A 15665-nucleotide genomic window follows, 5' to 3' on the forward strand; every position below is an offset into this window, starting at 1 on the left:
TGCCCGCGAGCGCCATCTGGCTGAAGGCACTGCCGGCGCCGGCCAGCGAACCGGCCGGTGCGGCGCCTACACCCGGGCCGGCCAGCGGCGTTGTGTAAGACAAAGTCTTGATCTCCGGGGCGTTGGCTGCCCAGCTGATCGGCACCGACAGTTTCCCCGCCGAGATCGCCTCCCCCATCGACGCCGACATCGACACCGTATTCGCCGATGACAGCGCATCGCCGATGAAGCCACCCGGTCGCGACGGGGTCAGCGGCGAGAACAGGTCGATGTTGTGCAGGATCTCGTACTCGACCTGTTCCAGCCGATCCTGCTGGTAGAGGATCTCCCGCGTGCTGGCATCCGCCGCCGTCCAGGCGCCGGCCGATATTCCGATGCCGATCGCCGACGCGGCCAGGGAAGTCGCCGCGATCAGGTTCAGCCCGAGCAGGTCGGGTATTGGGGACTCCTGGGCCACACCCACCGCGGCCGCAGCGCCCGCCTGCAGCAAGGTGTTCTGCGGCGCCCCGGAGAACCCGGAGGCCAGCTGCCCCAGCAGCGACTGGATGTTCGACGACGACGAGGACGCCTCGGATGCGGCGGTCGCGACGGCCTGGCTGACCGGTCCGGCCGGATTGCCGACCTGCGGTGGCTGCTGGAAGGGCGGCAGCCCGGTCGCGGCGGCCGAGGCCGCGGCGTAGGAGTACATCGCGGCGGCGTCCTGCGCCCACATCTCGCCGTAGGCGGCCTCATTGGCGGCGATCGCCGCGGTGTTGGTACCCAGCACGTTGGTGGCGACGAGCAGCAGCAGCTGCGCCCGGTTGGCGGCGACCACGGTAGGCGGCACCGTCGCACTGAACGCCGCCTCGTAGGCGGCGGCCGCGGCGTTCGCCTGCGCCGCCGTGTGGTCGACCTGCGCCGCGGTGGCGGCCATCCAACTCGCATACCGCGCCGCGGACTGCGCCAGCGCCAGCGACGCCGGTCCCAGCCAGGCCTGGCCGGTCAGCTCGGCGATCACCGACTCATACGAGGTGACCGCCGCATGCAGTTCCGCGGACAACGCGCCCCAGGCCGCGGCGGCAGCCCGCATCGGGGCGGAACCGGGGCCGGTATAGATGCGCAGCGAGTTGACCTCCGGCGGCAGGGCAGCGTAATTCATCACTGACCCCCTCCCTGGGCGCGGGCCGATGTAGACCGGCGTGAGTGTATTTGTAGCCGAAAAGCTGCCGGCAGGCCGGGGATTGTGGATATGCGGAGGGCGGGTCCGGCGACCTGCTGGGATGCCGGTCACAGCCGCACGCTGCGATAACATGCGCGCGTGCGGATGCTGATCACCGCGTTGCGCGACCTGCAGTGGCGGCTGCGCCGGTTCATCGTCGCCGCCGTCGGCACCGCGATGGTGTTCGCCCTGACCCTGGTGCTGGCCGGACTGACCCACGGCTTCCGGGTCGAGGCCGAGCACGTCGTCGACTCACTGGGCATCGACAGCTACCTGATCCAGACGGCCGCGGTCGGTCCGTTCATGGGCTCGTCACGGTTCCCGCAGAAAGAGGCCGGGGATGTCGCCGCGATCTCCGGTGTCGAGGCGGCGCTGCCGGTGGTCTACGGCAACACCATCCTGCAGGACGGCGAGTCGCCGCTGAACGTCAATGTCTACGGGGTGCCCAAGGCCGCGATGCCGCCGATCACCGCGGGGCGCGCACCGACCGAGCCCAACGAGATCGCGATGTCCGCCACGCTGAAGCGCGCCGTCGGCGATGACGTCGAACTGGGCGCGGGCAAGCTGCGCATCGTCGGGCTGGTGGGGAAGTCGACGACGCTGGCCGGGCAGCCCAACGCCTTCCTGACCGTGGCGGGCGCACAGCGGCTGATGTATTCCGGGCAGCCGGTGGCCTCGGCGATCGGCCTGCGGGGCACCCCGGCCGAGGTGCCGGAGGGCTACCGGGTGGTCGATCGGGCCGCCGCCGTCGACGACATGGTGCGCCCGCTGGCCGGGGCGCAGATGGCGCTGTCGTACATGTCGGTGCTGCTGTGGGGCGTCGCCGCGCTGATCGTGGGCTCGCTGATCTACCTCTCGGCGCTGGAGCGCACCCGCGACTTCGCGGTGTTCAAGGCGCTGGGGGTCACCACCGGGATGGTGCTGGCCGGGCTGGCGCTGCAGGCGGTGGCCGTGGCGGTGGCCGCGGCGGTGCTCGGCGGGGCGCTGGCCGTGGCGATCGGCCCGCTGTTCCCGATGCTGGTGGCGGTGACCACCTCGTCGTTCGCGCTGCTGGTGCTGACCGCGGTGGGTATCGGGCTGCTGGCCAGCCTGGCCGGCCTGCGGCACGCGGTGGCCGTCGACCCGGTGCTGGCGTTCGGGGGGCCGTAGGCCATGGGAGACCTGCGGATCAACGATCTGGTCATCGAGTACGCCACCGGCAGCGGCGAACCGATCCGGCCGATCCACGGCTTGAGCCTGGAGATTCCGGCCGGCTCACTGGTGGTCGTCCTCGGGCCCAGTGGCTGCGGCAAGACCACCCTGCTGTCGTGTCTGGGCGGCATCCTCAGCCCGACCAGCGGCCAGATCCGGTTCGGCGCCACCGAGGTCACCGCGTTGAGCCGCCGGGAAATCACCTCCTACCGGCGCCGCACCGTCGGCATCGTGTTCCAGGCCTTCAACCTGGTGCCGAGCCTGACCGCGCTGGAGAACGTGATGGTGCCGATGTGGGCGGCCGGCTGGACGCAGTGGTCGGCCACCGAACGCGCCCGGGACCTGCTCACCCGCGTCGGACTGGCCGACCGGACCCACCACCGGCCCGGCCAGCTCAGCGGCGGACAGCAGCAACGGGTTGCGGTGGCGCGGGCCCTGGCACTGGACCCGCCACTGATCCTGGCCGACGAACCCACTGCGCAACTGGACTTCGTCCGGGCCGGCGAGGTCGTGCAACTGTTGCGGGTGCTCGCCGCCGGGGACCGCGTCGTGGTGGTGGCCACCCACGACACCCGGATCGTGCCGCTGGCCGACATCGTCATCCAGCTCTCACCCACCGCCACGCCGGCGCGGGCCCAGCAGGCGCCGGTGCGACTGGGGCCCGGCGCGGTGCTGCTGGAGCAGGGCACCGTGGAGGACCTGATCTACGTCGTCACCGAGGGCGAGGTGGAGATCGCGCCGGAGTCCTCCGGGAGCGGCGGCGGCCTGCTCAAGATCGGCAAACCGGACAACTACGCCGGCCAACTCGGGCCGATGGTCCGTATCCCCCGCTCGGCGACGGTCCGTGCGCCCCGCGAGGCGACCGTGGTGAGCTACACCGTCGAGGCGTTCCGCCAACAGTTCGGCCAGCCGCCGCCTGACGTTTCTAACGAACCCGCATCAACCTGATCGGTGGCGCGGCGTGCCTGACCAACCGCGACGCGGGCCGGGAAATAATGGCCGTCATGGCTGATGTGACCCGCCGGGCTGCGTTGCGCCTTGGGGTCGCTGCCGCGGGGGCTGCGGGCCTGTTCGGAGCGGGTGTGGGGCGGCAGCCGGCCGTCTCGCGGGCCACCGGCAACGCCTATCCCACGCGAGAATCCGGGTCGTTCGTGTCCGCGGCCCGCGGCGGGGTGGAGACCAACTGGATCATCGCCCGGCCGCCCGGGCAGACCGCGCCGCTGCGCCCGGTGATCGCGCTGCACTGCAAGGACGCCGACGCCGCCTGGGTGATGGATCTCGGCGTCGAGGAGGAGTTGGCGAAGCTGACCGCGTCGGGGCGGCCACCGTTCGCCGTGGTGGCCGTCGACGGCGGCAACAGCTACTGGCGCCCACACGGCTCCGGCGAGGACGCCGGGGCGATGGTGCTGGGCGAGCTGATCCCGATGCTGGCCGACAAGGGCATCGACACCTCGCGGGTCGGGTTCATGGGCTGGTCGATGGGCGGCTACGGCGCGATGCTGCTGGGCACCCGCCTGGGCCCGGCGCGGACCGCCGGAATCTGCGCGATCAGCCCGGCGATCTACATGACCTACTTCGGCGCGCCGGCCGGGGCGTTCGACAGTGTCGACGACTGGCGGACGAACTCGCCGTTCACCCTGGTGCCGCAGCTGGCCCACATCCCGCTGCGGGTGGATTGCGGCACGTCGGACAGCTTCTACTACGCGACCCGAAGCTTCGTCGGACAGCTGAATCCACCGCCGGCGGGCGGATTCTCACCGGGCGGGCACGACGTGTCCTACTGGCGGGCCCAACTGCCCGCCCAGTTGGCCTGGCTGGATTCCTGAGTTCGAGCGGTCGCCATCGAACCGGGTCAGCGTTGACCGGGTTGGTCAGACGATTCCCGGACGCTACCGCGCGAACCGCCGTAACCGCAGGCTGTTGGTCACCACCAGCACCGACGACGCGGCCATCGCCGCACCGGCGATCATCGGGTTGAGCAACCCCGCCGCCGCCAGCGGAATCGCGGCGACGTTGTAGCCGAACGCCCAGACGAGGTTCTGCCGGATGATGCTCAGCGTGCGCGCCGAGAGCCGCAGCGCGGTAGGGACGGTGCCCAGGTCACCGCGGACCAGGGTCAGGTCGCCGGCCTCGATGGCGGCGTCGGTGCCGGTGCCCATCGCCATCCCGATGTCGGCGGTGGCCAGCGCGACCGAGTCGTTGACGCCGTCGCCGACCATCGCCACCCGCCGGCCCTGCGCCTGCAGCTGCTTGACGGCGTCGGCCTTGTCGGTGGGCAGCACGTTGGCGATGACATCGGCCGCGTCGATCCCCACCTCGCCGGCGACCTTGCGGGCTACGGCCGCGCCGTCGCCGGTGAGCAGCATCGGTGTGATGCCCATGGCCTTGAGCTCCGCCACGGCCGCGGCGCTGCTCGATCGCACGGTGTCGGTCAGCGTGATTGTTCCCCGGGTCCGGCCGTCCCAGCAGACCTCGACGGCGGTCCCGGTCTCATGGGCGGCCGCCGATCGGGTGACCTCGACGCGCACCCCGTCGACCACCCCGCTCACCCCGTGCCCGGTCCGGCTGGCGAACTCGCTCACCTGCCCGATCGGCAGCCCGGCCGCTTTGGCGCCGGCCACGATCGCCGCGGCGATCGGATGCTCGGAACCGGATTCGACGGCGGCGGCGCGCGCCAGCACGGTGTCGGGGTTCTCGCCGCGGTCGACCGCGAGGCCGCCGACGGCCATCACGCCGGTGGTGATCGTTCCGGTCTTGTCGAACACGACGGTGTCGATGTCCTTGACGGCCTCGAGGACCTGCGGGTTCTTGATCAGAATGCCCAACTGAGCGCCGCGGCCGGTGCCGACCAGGATGGCCGTCGGGGTGGCCAGCCCCAACGCGCAGGGGCAGGCGATGATCAGCACGGCCACCGCGGCGGTGAACGCCGCCGCGGCGGATTGCCCGGCCACCAGCCACCCGGCGAGGGTGAGCGCGGCGATCACCAGCACCACCGGCACGAACACCGCCGACACCCGGTCGGCCAGCCGCTGGATCGACGCCTTGCCGGCCTGGGCGTCGGTGACCAGCTTGGCCATCCGGGCCAGCTGGGTGTCGGCGCCCACCTTGGTGGCGCGGACCAGCACCAGTCCGGTGGTGTTGAGAGAGCCGCCCAGTACCGGGTCGCCTTCGGAGACGTCGACGGGCAGGGACTCACCGGTCATCGCCGAGGTGTCCAGCGCGGTGGCGCCGTCGATGACGATGCCGTCGGTGGCGATGCGCTCGCCCGGCCGGACCACGACGACATCGCCCACCCGCAGGTCGGCGACCGGCACTCGGGTCTCCTTCAGCCCGTCCGGGCCGCGCCGCATCACCGCGGCGTCCTTGGCGCCGAGTTCCAGCAGTTCGCGTAACGCCGCGCCCGCCGACCGTTTGGCGTGCGCCTCGGCGTAGCGGCCGGTCAGCAGGAAGACGGTTACCACCGCCGCCACCTCGAAATACAGGTGGCCGGCCCCGGTGAGTACCGCGACCGCCGACCACACGAAGGCCGCCACGGTGCCCAGCGACACCAGGGTGTCCATGGTGGCGGCGCCATGGGCGGCGTTGGCCAGCGCGGCACGGTGGAACGGATAGCCGCCCCACACCACGATCGGGACCGTCAGCGCGAAGACCACCCAGCCCCAGCCGCTGAACTGCCAGGCCGGCACCATCGACAGCGCCACCACCGGCGCGGCCAGCAGCGCCGAACCGATCAGCCGGGGACGCAGTTGCCCGGCCGGCACGTCTGCGTGTTCGGCCGGGTGCTCGTGCGCTGCACCGATCACCGCTGCCTGGTAGCCGGCCGATTCCACGGCCCGCAGCAGCTCATCGGCCGAGACGGTCTCGTCATGCTCGACGTGGGCGCGCTCCACCGCCAAATTCACCGTGGCGTGCACCCCGTCGAGCGCGTTCAGGCCGCGCTCCACCCGCGCCGCGCACGACGCACAGGTCATTCCGCGTAGTTCCAGGTCGGTGGTGATCACCCCGCCGATGATACCCCCGCGGGGTATACGGGCTCTGATCGGCGACGGGCCCGGCGCAGCCGCGCCGTACCGATCACCGCCAGCACACCGGCGGCGGTGGCCAACAGCAGTGCCAGCAGCAACATGCGCGGCTGGTAGGTCACCGAGGTGGTGGCCGGTTCACCGTCGATCACCGGCGCGACCAGGACCAGGTAGCGAACGCGCGCCCAACTCACCGCACAGCCCAGCGCGGCGGCACCGGCCAGGATGAGCTCGAGACACCCCCGGACCACCGGAGCGCTCACCATGACGATTCTTCGGCGTCGTCGTCGACGTCGGGCCGGGTGAGCTCGCCGGGCGGAATCGCCTCTGGAAGCAATTCGGTCAGCGCGGCACGCAGCCTGCGGTGATCCCGCGCCCAGGCCTGCACTGTGCGCCGTCCGCTCAGCCGCAGTCCGATGCCCACCCGACGGCGTGGCACCCCACTCAACTCGCCCAGCGCCCGGGATTCCTGCCACTTCTCCGGTTGGGCTTTGCCCCAGCCGGTCGGCCGCTTGGCCTCGGGGTAGATCATGACGATCTCGGCGAGCCGCAGGGTTTCGGTGCCCTGCCGCAGCGTGTCCCGGGTGAGCTCGACGGAGGTGTGGATCCGCGCCGCCTTCACCTGAATGGCGAGCATGCCGGAGACCAGCGCCATCATGATGACGGGGATCAGCGGCTGGAACTCACCGCCGCCTGAGTTCTGGATCAGCAGCAACAGTCCGCCGGCGAGCGGGCCGAACAGCACCCAATACCAGCTGGCACCGCATTCGAAGAACAGCGGTGCGGGCGGTGCGGGCGGCTCGGGGTCAGACATGTCGGGTCAGCCTAACGTGGCGCTGGGCCGCCCGGTGCGCGACCAGAACTCTCAGGCCGTCGCCCAGCCCAGCAGCTCCTCGACCGGCCAGGTGTTGACGATCCGCTCGGTCGCAATCTCGGCGTCAAGCGCGCGCTGGGCACCGAAGCCGAGGAAGTCGAGCTGCCCGGGAGCATGCGCGTCGGTGTCGATACTGAACAGACACCCCAACTCGTGTGCGAGATGCAGCAGCCGGGTGGGTGGGTCCCGTCGTTCCGGGCGGCAGTTGATCTCCACCGCCGTGTTGTGCTCGCGACAGGCGGTGAACACCGCCTCAGCGTCGAACTGCGACTCCGGCCGCCGGCCGCGCCCACCGGTCACCAGCCGCCCGGTGCAGTGCCCGAGCACGTTGACCCGCGGATCGGAGACCGCGCGTACCATCCGCCGCGTCATCGCGCCCGACTCCATCGCCAGCTTGGAGTGCACGCTGGCCACCACGATGTCGAGTCGCTCCAGTAACTCCGGTTCCTGATCCAGGCTGCCGTCGTCGAGGATGTCGACCTCGATGCCGGTCAGGATCCGCAGCGGCGCAAACTGCTCCCGCAGCCCGTCGATCACCTCGAGTTGGTGGCGTAGCCGCTGCGGTGAGAGCCCGTTGGCGATGGTCAGCCGCGGCGAATGATCGGTCAGCGCGCAATAGTCATGACCCAGTGCCGCCGCGGTGGTCATCATCTCCTCGATCGGCGCTGAGCCGTCCGACCAGTCCGAATGCAGATGCAAGTCACCGCGCAACGCCGCGCGCAACACCCCACCACCCAGATCCGCCGCCTCGTCGCGCAACCGCAGCAGGGCGTCGGGCACAGCGCCGGCCCAGGCCTGCGCGATCACCGCGGCGGTCTTCGGTCCGATCCCCGGCAGGGACTGCCAGCTCTCGGCCACGCCGTGACGGCGCCGCTCGTCGTCGCCCAGCGCCTCGATGACGTCGGCGGCGCGGCGGTAGGCCATCACCCGACGCGGGTCCTCACGGGCCCGATCCTTGTAGAACGCGATCTGGCGCAGCGCCTCCACCGGATCCATCACCCCAGTCTGCCGTGAGCGCGACCCCGCTCGAGGGGAAGCGGTTCGTGTGCACGGCTACCGGGTCAGGTACTCCTGGGCGTCGGAGCGGTGCAGCAGGAACATCCCGGCGGTGATCAGCACCGATCCGACGATGCCGGTGACCGCGACGGTCACCGCGACCGCCGGCCGCGCATCGGGATGTGTCAGCCCGCTCATCGCGTACGCCACCGACGCGATCGCCCCGCCGCTCAGCACGGTGCGGGCCCACCGGTACCCGGAGCGCATCAGCACCAGGAAGGTCGCCACCACCACGACCATCACCAACGCGGTCAGACCGATGATCGGGTAAGTCACCGGCAGCTCGGCGAATTCCGGGGCAGCCAGCAAGCTCACCACGTATCCGGTCGTCATCAACGGCAGGGCGGCCAGCCACAGCCAGAACCCGGTCTCGACATCGGCTGGCCGGGTCGCCGCCGGTGGCTGCGACCCGACATCCGGACCCGTCATGCCAGCCAGCCCGCCGCTTCGGCCGCCCAGTAGCTCAGCACGATGTCGGCGCCGGCGCGCCGGATGCCGATCAGCGACTCGAGCGCGGCGGCCCGCCCGTCGATCCAGCCGTTGGCGGCGGCCGCGGCGATCATCGCGTACTCCCCGGACACCTGGTAGGCGGCGACCGGAACCGGCGAGAGATCCGCCGCGGCCGCGATCACATCCAGGTAGCTCATGGCGGGTTTGACCATGACGATGTCGGCGCCCTGGGCGAGATCGAGGGCTACCTCGCGCAGTGCCTCGCGGGCATTGCCCGGCTCCTGCTGGTAGCTGCGGCGGTCGCCTTGCAGACTGGAGGCGACCGCGTCGCGGAACGGGCCGTAGAACGCCGACGCGAATTTCGCCGCGTAGGCCAGGATCACCACGTCGCTGTGGCCGGCGGCGTCCAGCCCGTCACGGATGGCGGCGACCTGGCCGTCCATCATCCCGCTGGGACTGACCACGTGTGCGCCGGAATCCGCTTGTGCCAACGCCAGTTCCACGTAGCGGTCCACCGTCGCGTCGTTGTCGACCCTGCCGCGGTCGTCGAGCACCCCGCAGTGGCCGTGGTCGGTGAACTCATCCAGGCAGGTGTCGGCCATCAGCACGGTGGCGTCCCCGAGATCAGCGGCCAGCTCCCGCAACGCGGTGTTGAGGATCCCGTCCGGGTCGATGCCCGCAGCGCCGGTGGCGTCCTTGTCCGCCTCGGCCGGAACGCCGAACAGCATCAGGCCACCCACCCCGGCGGTCACCGCCTCTTGAGCCGCGGCCCGCAGCGAATCGCGGGTGTGCTGATACACCCCCGGCATGGAAGGGATGGGGCGGGCGTCGGTTATCCCGTCGGCAACGAACATCGGCAACACCAGATGCCGCGGCTCCAAGGAGGTCTCGGCCACCAGGCGACGCAGCGCCGGCGTGGACCGCAGCCGGCGCGGACGCTCGATCATGCGCTGATGCTGCGGTGAGGGCGGACGCTACTCGCACTTCTCCGCCGTGGACGCAGCGCCACCGTAAGCCAGGTCATCGCCGCACTCGCAATCAGCGCCGGCGGCTCTTCTTACGCGGCGGCGGCAGGGCGCCCTCGGCACGCAACCGGGCGGCGTGCTCGGCCAGCGCGTCGACCAGCGGACCGATCGCGGCCGTCTCCGGCTGCACGTCGACCCGCAACCCGAATTCCGCTGCCGTCTCGGCGGTCTTGGGGCCGATGCAGGCCACGATCGTGCGGGTGTGCGGCTTGCCGGCGATGCCGACCAGGTTGCGCACCGTGGAACTCGACGTGAAGCACACCGCGTCGAATCCGCCGGTCTTGATCATCTCCCGGATGGTCGCCGGCGGCGGTGCGGCCCGCACCGTGCGGTAGGCGGTGACGTCCTCGATCTCCCAGCCCCGCTCACGCAGCCCCTCGGCCAGCGTCTCGGTGGCGATGTCGGCGCGCGGCAGCAGCACCCGGTTCACCGGGTCGAAAACGTCGTCGTAGGGCGGGAATTCATCCAGCAGGCCCAGCGAGGACTGCTCCCCGGCGGGCACCAGCTCCGGGCTGATCCCGAACGCCCGGACCCGCTCGGCGGTCGCTTCGCCGACACAGGCGATCTTCACCCCGGAGAACGCGCGGGCGTCCAGCCCGAACTCACCGAACTTCTCCCACACCGCACGTACCGCGTTGGTCGAGGTGAACACCACCCACTGGTAGCGGCCGTCGACCAAACCCTTGACGGCCCTTTCCATCTGGGCGGGGCTGCGCGGCGGCTCCACGGCGATGGTGGGCACCTCGACAGGCGAGGCGCCGTGCCCGACCAGCTTGTCGCTCATCTCGCCGGCCTGATCCTTGGTGCGCGGTACCAGCACCGTCCAGCCGTACAGCGCGCGGCTCTCCCACCAGTTGAGCTTGGCCCGGTTGTTCACCGTCTTGCCGATGGTCACCACCAGCGGACCGGCGGCGGTCTCCTGACCGTTGGGCAGGATGACCGGGTCGATACTGGCCAGCGACGCCGGGTCGGTCAGCGCGCTGAGGCTGGCCTCCACCGAGCGCTGTGCGCAGGTGGTGCCCGAGGTGGTGACCACGCACGGAGTGGCGTCGGCGAGGCCGTATTCGATCAGCGTGCGGGCCGCCTCGGGCAGGTGCGAGGTGGTGGCCTGCAGGATCAGCGGGCCCGGGGCCGCAGCCAGGGCGGCCCAGTCGACGTGCGGGTCGCGGACATCGGCGACGGTGTGCGACGAGCCGAGCGGCAGGCCGGCGTAGGTGGGCACCGCGCTGGTCGCGGGCAGTCCCGGCACGATCTCGAACTGCACGGTGGTGCGGGCTACCGCGTTGACCTCGGTGATGACGGAGTCGACGGACAGCGGGTCGCCGGCCACCAGACGCACCACGTCGGCGCCCGAGCGTGCCTCGGCGGTCAGGGTCTTGGCCACCTCGGCCGGTTCGCCCAGAGCGGGACGGATGTCGGGCCCGCCCGGGACGATCGCGGCGGCGGCTTCGGCGTCGGCGCCGTCATCGGCGGTGCCGGTCTTGTCCGCCTTGGGGTCCGGCAGCGCCGGCCCGGCGATCGGGGGCAGGTCCGTGCCGACCAGCCCCAGCACCGCTTCGGGCACGTCGGGGTCGACGAACACCAGCGCGGCGTTCGTCAGCGCCGTCCGCGCCCGCGCCGTCAGCAGGCCCGGGTCGCCAGGACCCGAACCGACGAACACAATGCGGCCCGGCTTGGGCTTCTGCCCTCGCACGCTCACTTGGCGAGCCATTCCCTACTCCCAGTCACTTCAGCCACTTCCGAACGCGGCTGTCTTCACCGCGCGTCCGATATGAGCTCGCGCGCACCCAACTCGAACAGTTCCGCCGCGACCGAGAGGCCCAGTTCCCGGGCTCGGTCCGGACTGCCGATGCCGGACGCGCGGATCACGTCGGATCCGTCCAGCGCCGCCACGCAACTGCGCAGCGACAGCTCTTCGAAGACCCGGCCGTCCTCATCGATCGACTCGACCACCTCGGCGATCGCGCCCACCGGTGCGGAACAACCCGCCTCCAGTTCGGCGAGCAGGGTCCGCTCCGCGGTAACCGCCTGGCGGGTGTCGGTGTCATCCAACTCCGCCAGCAACGCCGCCAGCCCGGTATCGCCGGCGCGGCACTCCACCGCGAGGGCACCTTGGGCCGGAGCCGGCAACATCTGCACCGGCTCCAGCGTCTCGGTGATCGCGTCGAGGCGTCCGATACGGGCCAAACCCGCTCGGGCTACCACGATGGCGTCGAGTTCTCCGCTGCTTACCCTGTTCAACCTGGTATCTAGGTTGCCTCGTAGGGGGCGAATTTCCAAACCGAGACCCAGTGCTCTAAGCTGTGCGGCCCGTCGCGGCGACGAAGTGCCCAGCAGCGCGCCCGCCGGCAGCTCCCCCAGCACCAATCCGTCGCGCGCCACCAGCGCGTCCCGGGGGTCCTCGCGCGCCGGCACCGCGGGCAGCAGAAACCGCGGGTCATCGGCGGTGGGCAGGTCCTTGTGCGAGTGCACCGCGGCGTCGACCCGGCCGTCGAGAATGGCCTCGCGCAGCGCGGCGGTGAACACCCCCACCCCGAGGTCGGCGATCGGTCCCGACGAGCGGTCCCCGACGGTGCTGATCATGACCAGTTCCGCGGGGTGTCCGGCGGCCACCAGCGCGTCACGAACGGTCCCGGCCTGAGTGGTGGCCAGCAAACTGGCCCGGGTACCGATACGGATGAGTTCTCCCAAAACGTCTACCCGGCCGACCCGGTTTCGGCGCCGACGTCGAGTCCGTCTGACACCACTGGCAACTCGCCGGCGGTCGCCACGGCGTCCACGGCGGTCGGGTCGAGCTCGAACAGCTCGCGCAGCGCCTCGGCGTAACTGTCGCCACCCGGGGAGCTGGCCAGCTGCTTGACCCGCACGGTGGGGGCGTGCAGCAGCTTGTCGACGACGCGGTGCACGGTGCGCGCCACTTCCTCGCGCTGGGCGGTGTCCAGGCCCGGCAGCCGGTGATCCAGCCGCAGCAGCTCGGCGGTCACCACGTCGGCGGCTCGCTGTCGCAGCGCGGTCACCGTCGGGGTCACCTCGGCCATCCGCTGCCCGGCCAGGTAGGTGGCGACCTCGCGGGCGACGATGCCGTGGGCGGCGTCGGTGTCGGAGCTGGCGACCCGCGCCGACGGCTCGCGCTGGATCCGTTCCATGTCGATGAACTGCACGCCGGGCAATCCGGCCACCGTGGCGTCGACATCGCGCGGCATGCCCAGATCGCAGATCACCAGCGGTTGGGTCGCCTCGTCACGACTGCCGCCGGCCAGTGCGTGGTGCACGTCGGCCAGCGACACGACCGGGCTCACCGCCCCGGTGCAGCAGACCGCGACGTCGGCGTCGGTCAGCGCGGCGGCCATCCGTTCCAGGCTGACGGCGTCGGCCGCGGCGCCGCCCTCGCGGATCTTGTCGGCCAGCCGCTGGGCGCGCGACAGCGAGCGGTTGACAACATGGATGCGCTCCACGCCGGCGCGCACCAGGTGGGCCGCGGACAGCGCACCCATCGATCCCGCGCCGATCACCACCGCGGTTCGTCCCTGTAACGCGTTCTCGCCCAGCTGTTTCGCGGCGATATCCAGGGCGACCGACACCACCGACGCGCCGGCGGCGTCGATTCCGGTTTCGGAGTGCACCCGTTTGCCCACCGACAGCGCCCGCTGCGCCAGCTCGTGCAGCACCCGGCCGACGGTGTTGTTGGCCTCGGCGGAGGCGTAGGCGCGGCGCACCTGCCCCAGCACCTGCTGCTCGCCCACGACCGCCGAATCCAGGCCGCTGGCCACCGAGAACAGGTGCTCGACCGCCGCCTCGCTGTAGCGGACGTAGGCGTACTTGGTCAGGTCGGTCATCGACATGCCGGAGTGCTCCGAGAGCACCTGCCCGACCGCCGACAGCCCGGCGTGGAAGGCATCGACGACGGCGTAGATCTCGACCCGGTTGCAGGTCGACAGAATCATCGCCTCTGTGACGAGCGGCGATTCCAGCACCTGCTCGACGATCTTGACCTGATCGGGTTCGGTGGTGCTGAGCTGCTCGAGTACGGAGACGGGGGCACTGCGATGCGAGACCCCGAAGAGCAGGACGCTCACGGCAAGATCACCTGGTCCGCTCCTTGCTGTCACCCGTGAACAAACTTGTCTCCACGGTAGAGGCTAAAGCGCTGGGCCACCAAATTTGTTCGATTGTTCGCCTGCTCGACACCGTCGGAGTGTGCGGTTTCGTCCCCGGTCCGCCGCTTGTCGCGCCCGCAATCCGCACCCTCGGCGGGTCAGCGGCCGGCCAGGTCGGCGCGCAACCGGGCCTCGTCGACCTCCCAGTAGCTGTGCTCGCGGCCGTCGAGCAGCACCACCGGCAACCGGTCGCCGAATTCGGCCCGCAGCCCGGTGTCACCGGCGCTGGCGGCGGCGTCGACGTCGGTGGTGCGCAGGTCGAACCCGAGTTCGGCGGCCAGTTGCGCCAACTGGTCATGCACCTTGACGCAGACCGCGCAGCCGTCGCGGGTCAGCAGCTGCACCTCTGGGCGGGTCATTGCCCCAGTGTGGCCCACGGTGGCTATGTTTTCGATATGCCCGGCGCAAGTGCGGTGTCGATCACGAACCTGCTGTACCGCTACGCCGAGTCGATGGACGCCGGCGACTTGGACTCGGCCGCAGCGCTGTTCGATCACGCCCGGCTCAAGGTCGGCCCCGACGCCGAAGCCGTGCTCGACAGCGCCGGGATGCTGCAGCTGTGGCGCGGGCTGGTCAAGATCCACGCCGATGGCACACCGCGCACCAAGCACGTCATCACCAACCCGATCCTCGACATCGACGAGGCGGCCGGTACCGCGACCTGCCGGTCCTACTACACGGTGCTGCAGCAGACCGATGCCGTTGCCCTGCAGGTGGTCGCAGCCGGCCGTTATCACGACGAATTCGAGCGGGTGGACGGCGTCTGGCGGTTCAGTTTCCGGGATTACTCGATGCTCGACCTCAAAGGTGATCTACGCGATCACCTGGGGGTATTCGGCAGTTAGTCCGGTTAGGGTTGGTGGCGGCCGCAGCAGCGGCCGTCAGTGCACAGCGGAAGGAGTCGGGTGATGGCGTTACCGGGCCCGGCCGACGGGGATTCCGCAGCAGGCGCCGACCTGGACCCGGTGGTCGCCGACGCCAGCGCCGAGCGGGCGCTGGCCGACGTGCTCGAGGCCGACACTCCGGCGCCGGTCGATCTGACCGCGGCGGCATTCTTCGACGTCGACAACACGCTGGTGCAGGGCTCCTCGATGGTGCATTTCGGCCGCGGACTGGCCGCCCGCAACTACTTCACCTACCGCGATGTCGTCGGCTTCCTCTACGCCCAGGCCAAGTTCCAACTGACCGGCCGGGAGAACAGTGACGATGTCGCGGCCGGCCGCCGCAAGGCACTGGCCTTCATCGAGGGCCGGCCGGTATCGGAGCTGGTCGAGCTCGGCGAAGAGATCTACGACGAGATCATCGCCGACAAGATCTGGCCCGGCACCCGCGAGCTGGCGCAGATGCACCTCGACGCCGGCCAGCAGGTGTGGCTGGTCACCGCGACCCCGTACGAGCTGGCCGAGACCATCGCCCGCCGGCTCGGGCTGACGGGCGCGCTGGGCACCGTCGCGGAGTCGGCCGACGGGGTGTTCACCGGCCGGCTGGTGGGCGAGATCCTGCACGGGCCGGGCAAGGCGCACGCGGTGCGGTCGCTGGCCATCCGGGAGGGGCTGAACCTGCGGCGCTGCACCGCCTACTCCGACAGCTTCAACGACGTGCCGATGCTGTCGCTGGTGGGCACCGCGGTGGCGATCAACCCCGATGCCGCGTTGCGCGAGATGGCCCGCAAGCGCGGCTGGGAGATCCGCG

Annotated in this window: 16 protein-coding genes; 5 read left to right on the forward strand and 11 right to left on the reverse strand. The window is 70.9% G+C overall.

Annotated elements, in window-relative coordinates; translation table 11 throughout:
• Nucleotides 1–1138 (reverse strand): PPE family protein (locus DQP56_RS17285; RefSeq protein ID WP_133258959.1); only part of this gene is annotated, 1138 nt, incomplete at its 3' end.
• A 165-nt stretch (nt 1139–1303) separates the two neighbouring features.
• On the opposite strand from DQP56_RS17285, the gene DQP56_RS17290 reads away from it, so the two are divergent.
• From DQP56_RS17290 to DQP56_RS17300, 3 genes are read left to right on the forward strand one after another with little or no spacing between them, the layout of a single operon-like run.
• Nucleotides 1304–2347 (forward strand): ABC transporter permease, encoded by a 1044-nt coding sequence (locus tag DQP56_RS17290; protein ID WP_083037781.1) that lies wholly within the window; start codon nt 1304–1306, stop codon nt 2345–2347.
• Nucleotides 2348–2350: 3 nt separating this feature from the next.
• Complete coding sequence (locus tag DQP56_RS17295; protein ID WP_112687464.1) at nt 2351–3337, forward strand: ABC transporter ATP-binding protein; 987 nt, start codon at nt 2351–2353, stop codon at nt 3335–3337.
• A 47-nt stretch (nt 3338–3384) separates the two neighbouring features.
• Entirely contained in the window at nt 3385–4215 is an 831-nt protein-coding gene (locus DQP56_RS17300) for an alpha/beta hydrolase (protein WP_286167780.1), read from the forward strand.
• Between the two features lie 63 nt (nt 4216–4278).
• On the opposite strand, the gene DQP56_RS17305 is transcribed toward DQP56_RS17300, so the two are convergent.
• The 10 genes from DQP56_RS17305 to DQP56_RS17350 form a co-directional block, all read right to left on the reverse strand.
• The gene (locus DQP56_RS17305; RefSeq protein WP_112687490.1) at nt 4279–6360 is read right to left on the reverse strand and encodes a heavy metal translocating P-type ATPase; all 2082 of its coding nucleotides are present in this window, start codon (nt 6358–6360) and stop codon (nt 4279–4281) included.
• A 26-nt stretch (nt 6361–6386) separates the two neighbouring features.
• The gene (locus DQP56_RS17310; protein WP_112687466.1) at nt 6387–6677 is read right to left on the reverse strand and encodes a hypothetical protein; all 291 of its coding nucleotides are present in this window, start codon (nt 6675–6677) and stop codon (nt 6387–6389) included.
• A complete protein-coding gene (mce1N, locus tag DQP56_RS17315; protein WP_112687468.1) occupies nt 6671–7225 on the reverse strand; it encodes a transport-regulating membrane protein Mce1N in 555 nt (184 codons plus the stop codon). The genes DQP56_RS17310 and mce1N overlap by 7 nt, the downstream gene beginning before the upstream one ends.
• A gap of 51 nt (nt 7226–7276) precedes the next feature.
• The gene (locus DQP56_RS17320) at nt 7277–8281 is read right to left on the reverse strand and encodes a PHP domain-containing protein (RefSeq protein WP_112687470.1); all 1005 of its coding nucleotides are present in this window, start codon (nt 8279–8281) and stop codon (nt 7277–7279) included.
• A gap of 57 nt (nt 8282–8338) precedes the next feature.
• The gene (locus tag DQP56_RS17325; protein WP_112687472.1) at nt 8339–8770 is read right to left on the reverse strand and encodes a hypothetical protein; all 432 of its coding nucleotides are present in this window, start codon (nt 8768–8770) and stop codon (nt 8339–8341) included.
• Nucleotides 8767–9738: a porphobilinogen synthase gene (hemB, locus tag DQP56_RS17330; RefSeq protein ID WP_112687474.1), complete on the reverse strand. Its 972-nt coding sequence runs from the start codon at nt 9736–9738 to the stop codon at nt 8767–8769. Before hemB ends, DQP56_RS17325 begins: the two co-directional genes overlap by 4 nt.
• A gap of 91 nt (nt 9739–9829) precedes the next feature.
• On the reverse strand, nt 9830–11527 hold the full coding sequence (locus DQP56_RS17335; protein ID WP_112687476.1) for a bifunctional uroporphyrinogen-III C-methyltransferase/uroporphyrinogen-III synthase: 1698 nt from the start codon (nt 11525–11527) through the stop codon (nt 9830–9832).
• A 44-nt stretch (nt 11528–11571) separates the two neighbouring features.
• A complete protein-coding gene (hemC, locus tag DQP56_RS17340; RefSeq protein ID WP_112687478.1) occupies nt 11572–12507 on the reverse strand; it encodes a hydroxymethylbilane synthase in 936 nt (311 codons plus the stop codon).
• A 5-nt stretch (nt 12508–12512) separates the two neighbouring features.
• Nucleotides 12513–13892 (reverse strand): glutamyl-tRNA reductase, encoded by a 1380-nt coding sequence (locus DQP56_RS17345; RefSeq protein ID WP_112687480.1) that lies wholly within the window; start codon nt 13890–13892, stop codon nt 12513–12515.
• A gap of 179 nt (nt 13893–14071) precedes the next feature.
• Nucleotides 14072–14332: a glutaredoxin family protein gene (locus tag DQP56_RS17350; RefSeq protein ID WP_112687482.1), complete on the reverse strand. Its 261-nt coding sequence runs from the start codon at nt 14330–14332 to the stop codon at nt 14072–14074.
• A 36-nt stretch (nt 14333–14368) separates the two neighbouring features.
• On the opposite strand from DQP56_RS17350, the gene DQP56_RS17355 reads away from it, so the two are divergent.
• Together DQP56_RS17355 and DQP56_RS17360 are read left to right on the forward strand one after the other, a co-directional pair.
• Nucleotides 14369–14818, forward strand: coding sequence for a nuclear transport factor 2 family protein (locus DQP56_RS17355; RefSeq protein WP_112687484.1), 450 nt, complete (start codon nt 14369–14371; stop codon nt 14816–14818).
• A 63-nt stretch (nt 14819–14881) separates the two neighbouring features.
• Nucleotides 14882–15665 (forward strand): HAD family hydrolase (locus DQP56_RS17360; RefSeq protein ID WP_112687486.1); only part of this gene is annotated, 784 nt, incomplete at its 3' end.

Origin of the sequence: Mycolicibacter senuensis (assembly GCF_003284925.1) — a bacterium.
In the GTDB taxonomy this organism is placed as follows: Bacteria; Actinomycetota; Actinomycetes; order Mycobacteriales; family Mycobacteriaceae; genus Mycobacterium; species Mycobacterium algericum_A.